General features: G+C 63.4%; 8 protein-coding genes. 5 read left to right on the forward strand and 3 right to left on the reverse strand.

The window, feature by feature from the left end; translation table 11 throughout:
• Positions 1 to 22: 22 nt before the first annotated feature.
• Both P5205_02655 and P5205_02660 read right to left on the reverse strand, forming a co-directional pair.
• Positions 23 to 3307 carry a TAT-variant-translocated molybdopterin oxidoreductase gene (locus P5205_02655; protein ID HSA09248.1) on the reverse strand — a complete coding sequence of 1095 codons (3285 nt, stop codon included), beginning with the start codon at positions 3305 to 3307 and terminating at the stop codon, positions 23 to 25.
• Positions 3304 to 3972 (reverse strand): cytochrome c3 family protein, encoded by a 669-nt coding sequence (locus P5205_02660; protein ID HSA09249.1) that lies wholly within the window; start codon positions 3970 to 3972, stop codon positions 3304 to 3306. The genes P5205_02655 and P5205_02660 overlap by 4 nt, the downstream gene beginning before the upstream one ends.
• A gap of 686 nt (positions 3973 to 4658) precedes the next feature.
• On the opposite strand from P5205_02660, the gene P5205_02665 reads away from it, so the two are divergent.
• The 5 genes from P5205_02665 to P5205_02685 all read left to right on the forward strand — a co-directional run bounded on the left by P5205_02665 (position 4659) and on the right by P5205_02685 (position 18061).
• Positions 4659 to 10751, forward strand: a complete 6093-nt coding sequence (locus tag P5205_02665; GenBank protein ID HSA09250.1) for a S8 family serine peptidase — start codon at positions 4659 to 4661, stop codon at positions 10749 to 10751.
• A gap of 37 nt (positions 10752 to 10788) precedes the next feature.
• Entirely contained in the window at positions 10789 to 13713 is a 2925-nt protein-coding gene (uvrA, locus tag P5205_02670; GenBank protein ID HSA09251.1) for an excinuclease ABC subunit UvrA, read from the forward strand.
• An 11-nt stretch (positions 13714 to 13724) separates the two neighbouring features.
• Positions 13725 to 15920 carry a tetratricopeptide repeat protein gene (locus tag P5205_02675; GenBank protein HSA09252.1) on the forward strand — a complete coding sequence of 732 codons (2196 nt, stop codon included), beginning with the start codon at positions 13725 to 13727 and terminating at the stop codon, positions 15918 to 15920.
• An 87-nt stretch (positions 15921 to 16007) separates the two neighbouring features.
• Positions 16008 to 17174: an aminofutalosine synthase MqnE gene (mqnE, locus tag P5205_02680; GenBank protein ID HSA09253.1), complete on the forward strand. Its 1167-nt coding sequence runs from the start codon at positions 16008 to 16010 to the stop codon at positions 17172 to 17174.
• On the forward strand, positions 17171 to 18061 hold the full coding sequence (locus tag P5205_02685) for a menaquinone biosynthesis protein (GenBank protein ID HSA09254.1): 891 nt from the start codon (positions 17171 to 17173) through the stop codon (positions 18059 to 18061). The genes mqnE and P5205_02685 overlap by 4 nt, the downstream gene beginning before the upstream one ends.
• Positions 18062 to 18104: 43 nt before the next feature.
• Here the strand turns inward: P5205_02685 and P5205_02690 are convergent, their stop codons facing one another.
• On the reverse strand, positions 18105 to 18761 hold the full coding sequence (locus tag P5205_02690) for a hypothetical protein (protein HSA09255.1): 657 nt from the start codon (positions 18759 to 18761) through the stop codon (positions 18105 to 18107).
• Between the last annotated feature and the right edge of the window lie 14 nt (positions 18762 to 18775).

Below are 18775 nucleotides of genomic sequence, written 5' to 3' on the forward strand. Positions count from 1 at the left end.
CCGAGAACGCTTGGCTGGCGCGCTAGTGCCCATGCTGCGCCTCCTTTGCCTGCGCCCCAGCCGGCTGGCCGTGCTTTGCCTCGTGCTGCCCGTGGCTGCCGCGGTGCTGCGCGTACTCCTCCCAACTGGCCGGGTGCGGCCGGTAATCCGGCATCGCCGGGTTCGGATTCCGCACCCGCGCGAGATACGTCGTCCGCGGCTTGGTCCCCAGAAACTCCAGCAGCGCGTAATCTCTCTCCTGGCGTTTGAGCTGCGACACCCGGCTGTTCTCGTCCTTGAGGTTCCCGAACACAATTGCCTCCGCCGGGCACGCCTGCTGGCAGGCGGTCTTGAATGTCCCCTCGGGCACCTCCACGTTCCCGCTGTCCCGCGCCTTGACCTTCTGCGCGATCTGCGCCTGCTGGATGCGCTGCACGCAAAACGTGCACTTCTCCATCACGCCCCGCATTCGCACCGTCACATCCGGGTTCTTCGCCAGCTTCAGCAGCTCCCACTCCTCGGCCGGCCGCGGGCTCGCTTCCTGGTCTCTGAACCAGCGCAGCAGGTCCCACTGGCCCTCTGTGCGGGAGAGCATCGGCGTCGAGTAAAACGGCCCCTTGAGCCGCTCCAGCGGCCGCTTGTTGTAGTCGAAGAAATTGAACCGCCGCACCTTGTAGGGGCAGTTGTTCGAGCAGTAGCGCGTCCCGACGCACCGGTTGTACGTCATCACGTTCAGCCCCTCCTCGTCATGCGACGTCGCGTTCACCGGGCACACGTTCTCGCACGGCGCCGCCTCGCAATGCTGGCACATCAGCGCCTGCCACGCCACCTGCGGCGCCTCCACTGGCCCCGCGTAATACCGGTCAATCCGCAGCCAGTGCATCTCCCGGCTCCGGCTCACCTGGTCTTTGCCCACGATTGGGATGTTGTTCTCGCTCTGGCACGCCACCACGCACGCCGAGCAGCCCACGCAGCCGTTCAGGTCAATCGCCATCCCCCACTGGTGCAGCCCCCGCTTCTTCGCCTCGTCGAACGGATTGGGATAAAGCGGCTGCGTGCTCGGCGGATGCGCCGGCCCCATCTCCCGCGCGAATTCCGGGTGTGCCAAATACTGCGCCAGGTTCGCCTCCCGCACCACCGGCCGGCCCTCCATCGCCCAATGCGTCTGCACGGTGGCGACCGGATGCAGCTTCCCGGTCGCGGCTACTGTTGCGCCCGGCGCCGAATGCGGCGCGGCACTCGCGCGCAGCCGATACGCGTCATAACCCGCGCCCGACCCCACCCGCCCGCTCCGCGGCCGACCATAACCCAGCGCGAGCCCGACGACGTCGTCCGCCATCCCGGGCTGGATCCACGCCGGCCCGACCACCTCGCGTCCGCCCAGCGCCACCTTCACCAGCGACACCTTGGTCGCGCCGCCCGAAACTACCCGGCTCACGAGTCCCAGGTTCTCGAATGTCCGCGGGCTCAGGAGCACCAGGTTCTCCCACGTCACCTTGGTAATGGGTTCGGGCAGCTCCTGCATCCACCCGTTGTTGTTGTAGCGGCCGTCGTCCACGCAATAATGGCTGTGGAACACCACCTCCAGGTCTTTAAGCTCACCCGGCGGCTTCACCGCCTGCAATGCGCTATTGACCGCCTCCGAAGACAGCACCACGTCCACCGCCTTGGCGGCCGATCCCTCCTGGAATCCATTGTGCAGGAACCGCTTCCACTCCTCTTCGCCCCCACCCGTCAGCCCGCGGAACGTCTCACGCACGATCTCGTAGCCACTGGCCGGTTCCAGTCCTCCCAGCCGCGCCAGCAGTTCCACCTCCGTCAGGCCGCCGAACAACGGCGCGATCAAGGGCTGGATTGGCACCAGCGTGCCGTCGCTCGTTCGCGCATCGCCCCATGACTCCAAGTAATGCAGCCGCGGAATGCCCCAGTCGCTCACCGCCTGCGTCTCATCCTCGTGATAACCCAGCCGCACCACCAGCTTGGCCTTGCGCTGCGTTGCCGCCCAATCCAGGTCGGCGGGCGCGTTATACACCGGGTTGCCCCCCAGGACCACCAGCGTCTCGACCTGGCCTGCGTCCAAGGCCTGCGCCAACTCCGCGATGTTCCCCTCCGTCGGCGCCGGCGCCTCGTGCAGCACCACCGTCTTGCCCACGTTGCCCAGCGCCGCGTTCATCGCATGCGCCAGCGCGTGCATCGCCAGCGGCTGCCGCTGGCCTGCCAGCACGACGCAGTTGCCCTTGTGGGCCTGCAGATCCTTCGCGCACTCGGTAATCCACTTCGGATCCACCCCGGCAGCCCCCAGCGCTGCCGTCAATTCTTTGCCGCCCTGCGGAACGCCCTCCGTCGCCAAGGCTGCCGCCAGGGCTGCCGCGATTGGAAACACCAAACTCGGCGGCACCCGCAGCCGATGGTCCGCGCTCGCGCCCGTCAGCGTCAGCAGGCTCTCCACCACGTAAAGCCGGCTCATCAGGTCCTCGCCCTGCGCCTTGTCCGGCGACTCGACCCGCCGCCCCTTGGCGAAGTCGCGGATCAGCCGGTGCAGGTCTTCCTCCGCCCCCAGGAAATCGCAGTCCAGGGACACAATCCGCTTGGCCTGCTCCAGCCGGTAATACGGCTTCACCGGCTTGCCGAACGCCAGCGTCGTCCCTTCCCGGTGAATGTCAAAGTCCACCGGCTCGTGAATGAACCACTTTGCCTTCGGCAGCCGCTCCGCCACCAGCTTCTGCAAGCGCGCCCGCGACGGTGAACTGCTCCGCTCCATCAGGCAACACAGCCCCGCCCCGCCCTTCGCCCCCAATTGCCGCGACAACCCGGTCAGGAAATCCAGCGCCGCCGCCGGCGGCACCACCTTGCCCCCCTGCTTGTACTGCATCGCCCGGTCCGGGTCATACAGGTCCAGCACCGACGCCTGCGCGAACCGGTCCGTTGACCCGTTGCTGTCCGGGTGCAGCGCGTTGCCCTCCACCTTCGTCGGCCGGCCCTCGTGCGACTTCACCACCAGCGGCATCGCCCCGCCGCGCGTCGGCATCGCCGTCGCGTAGTACTGCGGCACCCCGTGCACATACCCCTCCGGCTGCTTGCTGAACGGCAGGATGTTCGACTCCGGCCGGCGGCAGCCCGTCAGCCCGAACCCCGCCAGCAGGAACGACGCGGACATGATCTTCATGAAATGCCGCCGTGTGACCGGGTCTGCGAACTCCGTGGCCCCCGCCGGGAACTCGTTCTCCACCCATTGCCGGAACTCCGGCGTTTCCGCCAGCTCCTCGAGGCTGCGCCAGTAGCGCGGCCCGGTTTTCGGCGCAGGACTTGGAGGAGGAATCGCGTTCATCGGTGGCACGTGGAACAGTTTTGCAGCGACTGCACCCGCCAGTCCTGCATAAGCTTCTGGCCGTTCTTGCGCTGCAACTCTGCGTTCGCAGTCGGATTGTCACTCCACTTCCAGTTTAGGTCGGTGATCTTGTCCAGAGGGCGCAGCTTGGTTTCCGGGTGACGATGGCAATCCAGGCAGAAGGTCATGCTCAACGGCTGCGCGTGATGAACCTCATCCATCTGGTTGATCTGCCCGTGACACTCGACGCAACTGATGCCCCGGTTCACATGCACCGAATGGTTAAAATAGACATAATCCGGCACCCGGTGAATCTGCACCCAGGGAATCGGTCGGCCGGTCTCAGCGCTCTCACGCACCAGCGCCAGCCGCGGATCACTCGAGAGCACTTGCGTATGGCAGTTCATGCAGGTGGCGGCTGCCGGGATGTTTGAATACCACGACTTCTCGACCCCATTGTGGCAGTAGCGACAATCCAACCCCAATTGGTCCGCATGCACCGCGTGGGAGAAAGCCACCGGCTGAATCGGTTGGTAGCCCACCCGGGAATACTTGGGCGTCAGATAATACCACACCCCCGCGGTAACGGCGGTAGCGGTCAGCAGCCCGCCGATGAGAATCATCACCGGCAGACGATTAGTCCACTTAGGGAATATGGCAGACACGGCCTTATCTTGTTTCTTCCGACGCAACTTCCAACAGCCACCCACCCGATCCCGTGCAAAACCGCCAAAACTCGCATCTCGAGCTCGCTGTGACGGCGAAGTTCTTTAGCCCGGGAATTGGAGCTTCGCAAGGGGTGCCTGCAATATTTCTAACGATTTCCATATGGTTAATCGCCGCGATAAGATGAACTGAATGACAGATGCCCTCTCGCAGATATGCTTGCGAGGGGCTCCAGCTTCAGGCGTACGCGCTAGTGCGCTTGGAGGCCCGGGCTTGCGCCGCCCGACGGGGATCTTGCGCGGGATTGGATCGGGTTGCCAGCGTGTTGCCCCGGTGTTGCTAGCATCATTGGAGCATGATTGGAGCATGATTACTCCATGATTGGGCCTTGATTGCCCTGTCCCGGACCTCCTCAGCCCAGGGGCGCTTCCCGACTGCGCCTGGCTGGTATTTATAGTCCAACTCCGCCCAATTGTCGAATGAAAAGTCCTATAGAAGCGTCACGTCCAGCGCGTATGCCTGAAGGCGCGCGGGCATCTGGCCCGCTGGTCTGGCCCGCAACCCGCAAAGCGGGCAAGATGTCCGCGCTCCTCCGGCAGCTTCATGCATACGCGCTGCCGGTCTAGATTCCATGAGGCTTTTGGCTGGTCATCGGGCAAGCCTATGAAGTAAATTGCCTTACCCTATGCGCTCGCGGCGCTTGATCTGGCTTTTGTTGAGCGTGATGCTGTTTGTCACGGGGCTGTATATTTGGCGGTCAAATAGTCACCTCGCCTCAAGCCTCGCCATTACTCGGCCTTCCCGGTCTCCCGCCCCGCCCCCAACCGCATCAATTGCCGCGGAACACGCCATACACGGCGCCAGCCCCCACGGTCTGCGACTGACCAACACTGCCACTCCTTTCGGTGACCTCGTCCGCAGCCGCACCGCCATCCTGCTCGAAAACGCGCTGCTGGATACTGCCCAACCGCTGACCCTGCCGATCCCCGAACACCTGCGGACGCAGGGCGATCCCGGCGCATACATCATCCAATCCCGCATGCCTCTAGACGGAGCATTTCGCGACCGTCTGCATGAGGCCGGGGCCGTTATTGTCGCCTACATTCCCAACCAGGCTTATCTGGTCCGCGCGTCCCAGGCAGTTGCGCGGGTGTTGCAGGGTGACCCGCAAACACAGGCAGTTCTGCCCTACGAACCCTACTTCAAACTCAAGCCGTTGTTGCTTGCCCTGGCTGTTCAAGAACAACCCCTGCCGGCCAATCAATTACTTAACCTGTTGCTCTTTTCGGATGCTAACTCTGCAGTCCATGACGAGTTGAAACACCTCGGTGTGCAAGTCCTCGACCAGGAACGTTCGCCATTCGGGCCGGTGCTCAAAGTGCGCCTTGAAAACGCCACCATTCTTCCCGCCCTGGCCCGTCTTGCGAGTATGCAGGAATTGGAACTCTCACATGTCCGAGTTCTGGCGAACGACCTTAGCCGTGCCCGCATTGCCGTCGCGACTGACTCAACTATTTCCGAAAATTACCTCGGTCTGACTGGCACCAATGTCCTGGTCAATGTCAATGACTCCGGCGTTGACATGAACCACCCCGATTTGCAGGGACGGATTCTGTTCGATGCGCCAATTAGCGGTGTTGATTCCAACGGCCATGGCACCCACGTCGCCGCCATCATCGCTGGCAGCGGCCTGGAGTCGCCCAGCGTTACCAATGCCCGCGGCTCGGTCATGCCTGGCACCAACCTCCAATTCCGCGGCAAGGCGCCCGGAGCCCAGGTTTTCGCCATCGCGACCGAGGCCGACCCCGGGCCTGCCTCCGACTCCCGCCTCCAGGAGGCCGCTGCCCGCACTAACGCGTTCATTTCCAACAACAGTTGGCACTACGCGAATGCCAACACCTACGATCTTGCCGCCGCTCGGTACGATGCCGCGGTCCGCGACGCTCTGCCCGAGGTCTCCGGATCCCAGCCCCTGGTGTTCGTCTTCGGCGCCGGCAATGCCGGTAACGGTGCTGACGACGGCTCAGGCGGCGATCCGGACACCATCCAGTCACCCGCCACAGCCAAGAACGTTATCACCGTTGGCGCCATAACTCAGCCGCGCTGGATTACCAACGAGGCCTGGCAGTGCACGACTGTCAACGAGACCAATGTCTGCGTGACGAACCAACCCTGGCTGGCGCTTACCGCCACAAACGACGCCGTGACCGCCTTCTCCAGCCGGGGCAGCGTCGGAGTCGGCCTCGAAGGTGTCCTGGGACGGTGCAAGCCTGACCTCGTCGCGCCCGGCACTTTCGTCGTCTCGGCTCGCTCCGCGCAGTGGGATCAAGCTGCCTACTACGGCCCCAGCGATGCCTTCAGCACCTACTCCGAGGTCTTCAGCAATCTGAACGAAACGCTCGGGCCGTTCTACCGCTACGAATCTGGCACCAGCCTTGCCGCCGCCGATGCATCGGGCTTGTTGGCTCTCATGCAGGAGTTCTTCCAGAGTTATGGCCGCACCAACAGTCCCGCGCTCATGAAAGCCCTCCTGATCAATGGAGCGCGCCCCCTGACTGCGCCCGGCGGATTCCAGGTCAACAGCCGCACGAACTCACAGGGGTGGGGGTTGATCAATCTTACCAACAGCTTGCCTGTTGGCCTCACCAACGCGTTCGTGCAGGCTGCCGCACCGATGCAGATTTTTGACCAGGACGCCTCTCATGCCCTGGCGACCAGCCAGAGCCACACCCGCTTTGTCTCCCTTTTGCCCGAGGCCACCAACTGCCCGCTGCGGTTCACCCTCGTGTGGACCGATCCGCCAGGTAATCCTGTCGCCAGCCTCAAGCTTGTTAATAACCTCGACCTCGTTGTTACCAATCTTGACACCGGCGAAGTCTTCTTCGGCAACGATATTCTCCCTCACTGCAGCTTCAACCAACCGTGGGATGATGGCGCTCCGCCCAACCTGGACGCAGTGAACAACGTCGAAAATGTCTACCTCTCCCCACCGCTTGCCACCAACTACTCCGTCACTGTGCTGGCCCACAGTGTTAACGTCAACGCTGTCACCGCTCGGACGAACGACATCGTGCAGGACTACGCGCTGGTCATTGCCAGCGGTGATGGCCAGTTGGCCGACGCCCTAAGTGTTGCCGAGACCCCGATCAACTCCAGCCTTTCCTCCGGCATTTCATTCATCCCCAACAGTTTTGCTCCTGATCAACGCATATCCGGCGGGCTTCTGCCGGGGCAGCGGGTGGGGGCCAATGGGCCTTCGCCGGACGGCGTTACTATCCCTTTGCCCGGCGCGCCCAGCGGCGTTATCACCCTCGGCCTCACCAACCAGTGGCGTTTCTACATCCTGACCAATGACTTTGAGTACACAAATGCCGCCTTCCTCACCTTCCTGCCAAGCATCCTTTCATTGCCGCGCTTTGAGGCGCAGCAAACCAATCCTGCCCCGCCTGAGGCGGACATTGACCTCTATGTTTCCGCCGACGCGGGGCTAACGAACCTAGAGCCGCTCGCGGTGGCTGAGGCCTGGAATTCGCTTGGCCGAGGGGGCGTTGAAATGGTCGTGCTATCGAACACTGCGCCGGGCTTGTATTATGTTGGCGTCAAGGCAGAGAGTGGGCATGGCGCCGAGTTTGGCTTTGTCGGTGTATTCAGCGAATTGCCCTTTGCCGAAACCGATGCCCAAGGCAATCAGGTTCTGCGAGGCTTTCCCGCGCCGGCACTCATACCTGAGGGGTCTTCCAATGATCCTGCGTCGGCTTTGGTTTTTGGCCTCTCACCCCAGGCCATCCCGCTCCGTCGCGTGGTCGTTACCAATACCCTCAGCCACGAATCCCCAGCCGATCTGCTCGGCACGCTCAGCCACCTGGGCACTGCGGTCGTGCTCAACAAGCATTCTCCCTACCTGGCCGCCACCAACCAGTCTTTCGTTTACGATGACAGCAACGAGAACGATGTTCCCGGCGCACAGCACACGGACGGTCCGGGCAGCTTGCGCAATTTCGCCCTCAAGGATGGGGCGGGGCAGTGGCTTCTGACCCTTGCCAGCACCAATCGGCCGGGCACTAACGACAGCCTGGTTATTTCCCTCGAACCCCAACCTCCGCTCACCACTAGCGCCAACGTGTCAGTTCTCCCTGGCGCCTCCCGCGAAGACTACCTCGAAGTGCCACCCAACGCCACCAATCTGACGATTACGGTGGACCTGTTGGCAGGTTTTGGTCCCCTCAAGATCGAGGTTTGTCCGCTGGACGCCAGCAGCAACGACTGCCAAGCCGTGTGGCTGACTGCACCTGCCACCAGTTCCTCCATTGTGGTGGATAACTTCAGGAACCCGCCCCTAAACACGGGCGTATACGCCGTCCGGCTCTGCAATCAGGGCTCCGAGCCGATTGCCGCCACCGTGGGGGCCGCATTTATCCTTGAGTCGAGCGATTTAGTCCGCACGCTCTATTCCTCCGCGGGACTGACGCCGATCCTTGATGACGCGGTGTCGGTCTCGTCCATCTTCGTGACTCAGGCCAGCCCCATCGTTTCCGCAGAGGTTGGCGTGCGCATTGATCACCCGCGCATCTCCGACCTCACACTGACTCTCGTCAGCCCGGACGGGACAAGGGTCTTGCTGGATCAGAATCGGGGCGGTGCGAGCCCTGAGGGCATGGGGCTCAACGTCGCCTTGACCAACACCGTGTCAACCAATTCCAGCTATGGGCCCGAGGCCTCGACCAATATTATTTACACCCCCTCCACCGCCGGCACTGTGGCAATTGGCTACAGGTTCTTTAACGAAGAGGACACAATAAGCGTGTACTACGGGACCAACCTCACCCCGGCTAACCGCATCTTCGAGTCTCCCCCGGTCATCAACGATGGCACCTTTGAGATTGCTTTCGGTCCGGGTGACTCCACCGCCATCGCGATTGTTATTGATGAAGGGCGCCCTTTGACCGCATGGGATTATGATTTGACCATCATCAGTCCAGCGTTTCTCCACACCACCTTTACTGAAAACACCAACCTCACCGTAACACCGATAAAGTTCGCCTCGCCGCCGTTCACCAACCTTACGCTCGACCCCGTTACCCTCGCGCCCGCTGCCGGGATCTTCTATCTACCTGAGGAATCGCTCGACAAGCTGACCGGCGAACTCGCCCTGGGTGATTGGACGCTCGAGGTCGTGGACAACCGTTCCGGCGCTGCCGATCCGCCGCCCGCACTGCTAAGTTGGCAATTGTCATTCGTCTTCCAGGACGTCATGCCGCAACCGCGCCCGCTCGCCGCGCCGGTACCCCAGACCAATACGGTGGCTCCCGGACGAATCGAGTATTATTCCGTCCAGGCGCCACTGTGGGCCAGATTCGCCACCAACTCGTTGCTTGCCGCCTCTGCCCCCGTGAACCTCCTTTTCAATCAGGACATATTGCCTGCCGGCACGAACTCCACCCCGCCGGACTTCCTATTGCTCTCGGGCGCAACGAACGGCACCAGCATTCTGGCGCCAGATGGCGACCCGCCTCGCCTGGTGCCCGGCGTCCCCTACTTCCTGGGCGTGCAAAACACCAACAGCACCGCGGTGACCTTCGCGCTTGCCGTGAGGTTTGATATCACGCCACTAGTCAGCGGCGTCCCGGTAGCTTTTGACCTTCCGCCCGGCCCGGCGCCGCGCTACTTCTCCTTCCAGGTTGAAACCAATGCCACCGCCGCCGAATTCCAACTCCTCGGCTTGAGCGGGAATGCCAACCTGGTTGTCCGCAAAGCACCGCCCCTGCCGACCTTGAACAGTTTAGACTACGGAAGTTTCTATCCGGGGACCAACAGCGAGCAGATTATTATCTTCACTAATACTGCTCCCACCCCGCTCTCCCCCGGTCGCTGGCACATCGGCGTCTTTAACGACTCCGACTCGAACGTCACCGGCGTTGTCCTCGCCGCGGCCTACACCGATCCGGTGCCCGAAATAATCCCTCTCTACAGCGACAGTGCCTATGCCAACATAAATCCCGGTCCCGCCGGCTTCGCCGACTTCTACCGCTACCTCGCTTCCAGCGATGCCCGGCGTATCCAGTTTGAGATTGCACAACCCACCGGCGACCTGACCCTCGTCGCTCGCAAAGGACTGCCCCTGCCTACCCTGACGAGTTTCGACCTGCTCAGCGCCAATCCCGGCATCAATGACGAACTGATCGTGTTCTATGATTTCTCCAGCCCAATCCCGTTAAGCCCGGGCGAATGGTTCCTTTCGGCCGTCAGCATATCCGGCGGGCCAGCCTCTTACCTCATCAAGGCGACCGAACACCCTGCACCGAACACCAACATCGTGATCACGGGCATCCAGGACTGCAGCAATGGACTGTGCCTGACCTGGACCTCCGTTCCCGGCATCCGTTACCACGTGGAAGCAAAGCAGGAAGTAACCAATACGTTCTGGGCCACCATCTCGCCCACGATTATCGCCGAGGACTTCGTGACCACCCACCATGTTACTCTGCCGTCATCTTACCACTTCTTCCGTGTCGCCGAGGGCCTGGTGGTCACGCCTTATGTTCCGCCCGTCCCCATTACGAGCATTACTCTTTCCACGAACGGCGTGCGCTTGCAGTGGTCTGCGCCCACCAACAGCCAATTCCAGGCGCAGTGGACACCTTCGCTCGCACCTCCGGATTGGATCGCCTTTACGAATATTCTCACCTCCACCAATGGCGACTTCTCCTTCCTCGACGACGGCTCTCAGGGTGGCGATCCGGCCGGCTCGCGCTACTATCGGCTCCGGCAGTTGCCTTAGGCCCGGCTCTGTTGTCTAATGGGCAGAAGTCGAGTCCGTGAGCAGAACTTTCATCCGTATAGGCGGGGCTCGTGAGCACAACCTTAAGAACCTCACGTTGAACATCCCGCGCGACAAGCTGGTGGTCATCACCGGCTTGAGCGGCTCGGGCAAGTCTTCCCTGGCGTTCGACACCATTTACGCCGAGGGGCAGCGCAAGTACGTCGAGTCTCTTTCTGCCTATGCCCGGCAGTTCCTGGACCAGATGCAGAAGCCGGACGTGGACTTCATCGAGGGCCTGTCCCCGGCGATTGCCATCGAGCAGCGCAGTTCCGGCTCCAGTCCCCGGTCTATCATCGCCACCACCACCGAGATTTACGATTACCTCCGCCTGCTCTATGCGCACGTCGGCCAGCCTTATTGTCCGGAAACCGGCGTGCCCATTGTGCGGCAGACCACCAGCGACATTGTGGACAAGATCCTCGCCATGCCGCCGCGGACGCGAGTGATGTTGCTCGCCCCCGTAGTACGGGCCCAGAAGGGTGAGTTCCGCGACGTGATCGAGCGGCTCTCCCGCGAAGGCTTCGTCCGCGCCCGGGTGGATGGCGAGTTGGTCGAGCTGACCAGCGGCGTGCGAATCAAGCTGGACCCGAAACAAAGGCACACCATCGAAGCGGTCGTGGACCGCCTGGTCATTGACGAGAAAATCCGTGTCCGGCTTAGTGATTCCGTCGAGACCGCCCTGCGCTGGGGCGACGGTGTCCTGCTGACGTTGCACCAGGCACCGGACGCCGCGGCCTCACCCCCGCCGGCGTCCTGGGTCGAAACGCTTCATTCCAACCGCAACCTCAGCCCCGCGACCGGCAAGAGTTACGAGCCACTCACGCCCAAGCATTTCTCCTTCAACGCCCCGGCGGGCGCTTGTCCGGTCTGCCACGGTTTGGGCCAGAAGCTGGTCTTCGACGAAGACCTGGTCGTGCCCGATCCCGAGAAGTCGCTGGAGCAGGGCGCGATACTGCCGTGGCGGCGTGGCGGCAAGCGCATGGTGGTGTATTACAAAGGGCTGCTGCGGGGCGTGACGAAGCATTACCAGCAGAGCATGGAGGTGCCATACAAGTCATTGCCGGGAGATTTTCAGCGGGCGCTGCTGTGGGGCTCCGGGGAGACGGAGATTGAGTTCACCTTCTGGCGTGCAGGCAAGCTGAGCAAAGTCACCCGCCCATTCGAGGGCGTAATCCCCAACCTGCAGCGGCTCTACCAGGAGAGCGAGAGCGAATTTACGCGCAATCGGCTCAAAGGCTTCATGAGCCCGCAATTCTGTGACGCCTGCCAGGGGCGAAGGCTCAAGCCGGAGATCCTCTCGGTCACGCTTGGTGATATGGCCTGGGCCAAGCCGCGACCAGAGAGTGCTGCAATTCCCGGGCTATCCATCATGGACGTCTGCGCTCTCCCGGTCGAGCGGGCTGACGAGTTCTTCGCCGCTCTGAAGCTGACGGAATTCCAGGAAAAGATCGCCCACGACCTCATCAAGGAAATCCGCGCCCGGCTCGGCTTCCTCATGAACGTGGGGCTGGGCTATCTTACTCTTGATCGTGAAAGCGGCACCTTGAGCGGCGGCGAGGCGCAGCGCATCCGCCTGGCGACGCAAATCGGCGCCGGCCTTGTTGGCGTGCTCTACATCCTCGACGAGCCGAGCATCGGTCTGCACCAGCGTGATAACGATCGCCTGCTGCGCACTTTGGCGGGCTTGCGCGACCTCGGCAACTCGGTGCTCGTCGTCGAACATGACGCCGACACGATCCGGCACGCCGACTACATTCTCGACCTTGGCCCCGGGGCCGGGGTGCGCGGCGGCGAACTGGTCGCGGCGGGCACGCTGGCCGAAGTGCTCGCCCATCCCCAGTCGCTCACCGCCAAGTACCTCCGCGGCGAGCTTTCCATCCCGGTGCCGCGCCACCGGGCCAAGCCGTCCACGGGCCGGGGATGGCTGGAAGTGCTCGGCGCGAGAGAGAACAATCTCAAGAACATTGATGCCCGCATCCCTCTCGGCACCCTCACCTGTGTGACTGGCGTTAGCGGTTCGGGCAAGAGCACACTCGTGGACGATATTCTGCGGCGCGCCCTGTTCCGCAAGTTCTTCGGGTCCAAGGAACGCCCGGGCGCCCATCGCGCCCTCAAGGGCTTCGAGAACCTCGACAAGGTGATCGTGATTGACCAGACCCCGATCGGCCGCACCCCGCGCAGCAATCCGGCCACTTACACCGGCATGTTCAATCATATCCGCCACCTTTTCGCCCGGCTGCCGGCCGCCCGGATCCGGGGTTACGGGACAGGGCGTTTCAGCTTCAACGTCAAAGGCGGCCGTTGCGAGAAATGCCAGGGCGACGGGCTGATCAAGATCGAAATGCACTTCCTGCCGCCGGTCTATGTCACCTGCGAGGCCTGCAACGGCCGCCGCTACAACCGCGAGACCCTCGAGATCACCTACAAGGGCCAGAACATCGCCGACGTGCTGGACATGACGGTGGATGAGGCGGTGACGTTCTTTCGGGCCGTGCCGCAGGTAGATGAACCTCTGCGCACACTGGCGGAAGTCGGGCTCGGCTACATTGGCCTGGGCCAGCCCGCCACCACCCTCAGCGGCGGCGAAGCCCAGCGCGTCAAGATTGCCGCCGAGCTAAGCCGTAAGGCGACTGGCCGCACGCTCTACATCCTCGATGAGCCAACCACCGGCTTGCACTTTCACGATGTGGCCAAGCTGCTCGAAGTCCTCTTCAAGCTCCGCGCCTCAGGCAATACCCTGCTCGTCATCGAGCACAACCTGGACGTGATCAAGACAGCGGACTGGATCATTGATCTTGGGCCGGAAGGCGGCGAGGCGGGCGGCCAGATCGTCGCGCAAGGGTCGCCGGAAGTCGTTGCCAAGTGCCCGGCTAGCCACACCGGCCGATACCTCGCACCAGTTCTCGCGCGTCCATCTTAGAACCCAGCCCGATGAAGCGGCAGAAAGATCGCCTAGCCGGTGTTCCGGCCGCACGGCAGAGTCCCTCCTCGGCGGGGCTGCGTAGGGGCACGTGGGGCGGGCGGGATTGGCTGCTCTGCCTCCTGGTGCTGGCAGCTACACTGCTCGCCTACCAGCCGGCGTGGCACGGGCAGCCTGTGTGGGATGATGATGAGCACATCACCCGGCCTGAACAGCGGTCGGTCGATGGCCTGGTGCGCATTTGGACCCACGTAGGCGCCACCCAGCAGTATTACCCGCTGGCCTTTAGCGCGTTCTGGGTCCAGCACAAGCTTTGGGGCGACTCCACGCTGGGCTACCATTTGGTCAACATCCTGCTCCACAGCTTCTGCGCCCTGCTGTTCCTGAAGCTATTGCGCCGGCTGGAGGTGCCGGGCGCATGGCTCGCGGCGGCTGTATTTGCCCTGCACCCGGTCCATGTGGAGTCTGTGGCGTGGATCACGGAGCTTAAGAATACCCTCTCGGGTGTGTTGTGCCTTGGCTCGGCGCTGGCTTACCTGAACTTTGACCGGACGAGGGGGAAGGGTTCATACCTGCTGTCGCTGGGGCTGTTCGTGCTTGGCCTGACGACCAAGACGGCCATCGCATGCCTGCCAGGGGCACTGCTGGTGGTGCTGTGGTGGCGACGCGGCAAGCTGGATTGGAAAGGCGACGTGCTGCCGACAGCGCCCTTCTTCCTCGCGGGGCTGGGGGCAGGGCTGGTGACCCTGTGGGCCGAGCAGAGGATTTTTGGCGCCACGGGCACGGAGTTCCATCTCACGTTAATCGAGCGGTGTCTGCTTGCGGGTCGGTCGGTGTGGTTCCATCTGGGCAAGGTATTTTGGCCGGCGGAGCTGATCTTCATGTATCCGCGCTGGCAGATCAGCGCGGCGGCCTGGTGGCAATACCTCTACCCCGCGTCAGTCCTTCTGCTTTTGGCGGGCCTATGGGCGCTGCGCCGCCGGAACCGCGGACCGCTGGCTGCGTTGCTGATATTCGGCGGCATGCTGTTCCCGGCACTGGGCTTTTTTAATGCCTACTCGTTCCGCTACTCGTTTGTGAACGACCACCACCAATACCTGGCCAGCCTGGGGATGATTGCCTTGGCTGCCGCCGCCAGCGCGCGGTTCCTTGGCCGCCGGGGACTGTGGGGGAAGACTTCCGGCAACCTGCTCTGCCTGGCACTGCTGGGGCTGTTGGGAACTCTGACCTGGCGCCACGCTCGCGCCTTCGAGGGGGAGGAAGCTCTCTGGCGTGATACCCTGGCGAAGAACCCCGGGTGTTGGATGGCCCATCACAATTGGGGCGTTTACCTCTCGGCGCAGGGCCGGCTGGACGAAGCGGCGGAGCATTACCGTGCCGGCCTGGCGCTTTACCCCGATCACGAAGCCCACCTTGGCCTGGGCGCCGTGTTGGAGGCACAGGGCAAAACCGACGAAGCGCTGGCCCATTATCTGAAGGCGCTTGAACTCAGGCCAGACTACCCCGAGGCGCACAACAACCTCAGCAGCATCTTCATCAAGCAGGGCGACGCCCCGAAGGCGCAGCAGCATGCGGCCGAGGCGATTCGTCTGCGCCCGAACTTTCCCCAGGCCCATTTCAACCTCGGCAACGCCTACCACCGGCAGGGCAACATTACCAACGCCGTGGCCGAGTACGCCCTGGCGGCGCAGTTCAAGCCCGATTACGCCGAAGCGCACTACAACCTGGGCGGCGCGTTGTTCCTGCTTGGCCGCGCGGACGAGAGCATTGCGCACTTCGTGGAGGCGATCCGGCTGCAACCGGCCAATGCCGCGGCGCGCAACCGGCTGGCTTTCGTCCTCATGCGGCAGGGCAGGACCGCTGAGGCGCTCGCGGAATATCAGGAAGCCTTGCGCCTGGGGCCCGACTCACTCGAGGCGCTCAAGAACCTGGCCTGGATTCTGGCAACGCATCGGGATCCGCAGTATCGCCACGGCGCCCGGGCGATACGGCTGGCGGAGCAGGCCGTCCGGCTGACCCAGGGGAATGACGCGGCGGCCCTGGACGCCCTGGCCGCCGCGTGCGCCGAGTCGGGGGATTTCGCCCGGGCGGTGGCGACAACCGAGCGCGCCCTGGCCCTGGTTGCTCCTGCGCGCCAGGCCGGGTTGCGAGAGCAGTTGGAAGCCCGCCGCACCTGCTACCAGGACGGTCGTCCCTGGCGGGAATGAACCGACAGGCCTGCCGCGCAGCGCCCGGACAGGCCGCCCGCCCGAAACTCGGTTTGCCAATTCGGCTGGTTCTGGTAATCGTAGCGTGTGCGGTTCTTCATCCAGCGCAGCGAACTCCGCGACCTTTATGAGAAGGTCGCTGCCGGCCAGCGTATTTCCGAGGCCGAGGCGCTGCGGCTGTTCGAGAGCAAAGACCTGAACGCCGTCGGGGCCATCGCCGATCTGGCCCGGCAACGCAAAGTCGGGCGCCGGGCCAGCTATCTCCTCAACCGTTACATCAACTACTCGAACTACTGCATCCTGAGTTGCCAGTTCTGCTCGTTCGCCCGCAAGACACGCGACGCGGACGGTTTCCAGCTCACGGTCGAGGAGATTGTCCAGAAGGCCCGCGAGGCGCTGCACCTGGGGATCACCGAACTGCACATCGTTGGCGGGCTGCATCCGTCCCTGCCATTCAGCTACTACACCGACATGCTCCGGGCGCTGCGCGCGCTGGATTCCCGCCTGCAGTTGAAATGCTTCACGGCGATTGAGGTATTGCACCTGGCCTGGCTGGCGAAGAAATCCGTCGCCGAGACCCTATCCACCTTGAAGGAAGCCGGGCTGGATTCCCTCACCGGCGGCGGGGCGGAGATCTTCCGCCAGGAAGTCCGCACCGCCATCGCCCGGGGCAAGGAAACGGCCGCGGAATACCTGGACGTGCATCGCACCTGGCATCGCCTGGGGGGCCGCAGCACCTGCACCATGCTTTACGGCCATGTGGAATCGCTCGCCGACCGCGTGGATCACCTGCGCCAGTTGCGCGAGCTGCAGGATGAAACGCGCGGCTTCGCCGGCTTTGTCCCGCTGCCTTACCAGCCCGAGCACAACGACATCCCGGTGCAGAATCCGCCAACCGGCTTTGACACCCTCCGCACGCTTGCCGTCAGCCGGATCTACCTCGACAACTTTGACCACCTCACCGCCTATTGGGTGGGGCTCGGACTCAAGCTGGCGCAAGTGGCTCTGAGCTACGGCGCCGACGACCTGCACGGCACCATCGTCGAAGAGCACATCTTCCACATGGCCGGCGCCCAATCCCCCCAGCTCCAGACCGAGGCCGAGATGATCAAAGCCATCCGCGAGGCCGGCTGCATCCCCGTCCAGCGTGATACGTTCTACGCGCCCCTCAAGGTCTGGGACGGCCCTGTCCCGCGGGTCGAGCCCGACGACCGGCGCTCCCGGGTCCTGGAGAATAACCTGGCAACCGCATGACAAACTCCCCCGACGACCTCCCCAAGCTCCGCATGGCCCCGCTGGAAACGGCGGAGGAAGCGGCGCATCGCTTCGAACGCGAGCAGCGCGCGGCGGATCTGCAGCGCGAGAGCAAACTCGAGCATTCGCTGGCCCCCTTTCGCGTCGGCAATTCCGGCTACCTCAACACCGTTCCCCTGACGCGCGGGCTGGAGGAGCAGATCGTTTACGCCCCGCCCGCCCGCCTGGCCGAAATGCTCCAGCGCGACGAGCTGGACGCCTCGCTCGTCAGCGTGGTCGAAGTCCTCTTCAACGACCGATACGACATCCTGGACGGCATTGCCATTGCCTCGCTGGGGGAGGTCAAGAGCGTGCTGCTGGCGCACCGCAAACCGCTGGACGAGGCGACCGAGATCTACCTCGACCCGGCTTCGCTGACGAGCGTGCAGCTACTGCGGGTGCTGCTGGCCGAACGCGGGATCAAGCCGGAGTTCAAGACCCTGGAAAGCTACGACTTCGCCGCGCTGCCGGACTACGCCCTGCTCATCGGCGATCCGGCGCTGGATTTCGCCCTGGGGCCGCACGAGCACGAGATCTGGGACCTCGGCGCGGCCTGGTACGAGCTGACCAACCTGCCTTTTGTATTTGCCGTATGGGCCTTGCGCCGCGGCGTCGAGAACGCCGAGTTGCGGCGGCTGCTTCGCGAGGCGCGCGACTTCGGGCTGGATACGCTCGATACCATTGTCCGCACCCACAACAAGTACACCTACGATTTCCGCAGCGACTACCTGAGCTGGCACATCCATTACCATCTCGGCTCCGACGAGAAGCGGGGCCTGGCCAGGTTTATGGAACTCCTGCGCCGGCACGACTGCGGGCAGGTTTACGAGCCGCGCTTTGTGGCTTAGCCGGGCCGGAGCGCTGGACGCGAGGCGTGCCCGGCTTCGCAGGCTAATTCGAATTTTTCTCCTGGAGCCGTTGCTCCAGTTGTTCGCCCCACCGCTCGAATTCCTTGCCCCATTTGGCGTACTGCTCGGCGGTGAGCACCTTCTCCAGCTTGGGCGCGACCTCCTGGCGCAGCGCCTGTATCTTGTCGAGCTTCTGAGTCACCGAGAGGCTGGTGTCCTGGCGCACCTGGCGCAGCTTCTCCACCTGTGCCCGGTAAAGCGGCTTGAGCTGCTCCTTCTGTTCGGCGGTCAGGTTCAGCTCCTTGATGGCCTCCTGCACTCGCGCACCCGGGGCCGCGGGCGCCCCCGGCGCGGGCAACTGCCCCTGGGTGGTCTTCCACTTCTCGAATTGCTCCGGGGTGAGCACCTTCTTGACCTCCGCGGCGAGCTCTTCACGCCCGGCCTTGAACTTCGCAATCTTCTCCGCTCGCGAGAGGTTCTTGTCCTCGCGCAACTCACGCAGCTTCTCGGCGCGCGCGCGCATGATGGCCAGCATCTTCGGCTTCTGCGCCTCCGTGAGGTTGAGTTGCCGGGCGGTTTCCCGCAATTGCTCGCGCAGGGCGCCGGGCTCGCTGGTGTCGGCCGCGCGCGTGAACGGCTGGAGGCTGAAAATGGCGGCCGCGGCGGCCAGCGCCATCAAGGTGTGCTTATTCACATTCATAGTTGTCGTATGCT

It is taken from the genome of Candidatus Paceibacterota bacterium, from assembly GCA_035452965.1.
Taxonomy (GTDB): domain Bacteria; phylum Verrucomicrobiota; class Verrucomicrobiia; order Limisphaerales; family UBA8199; genus UBA8199.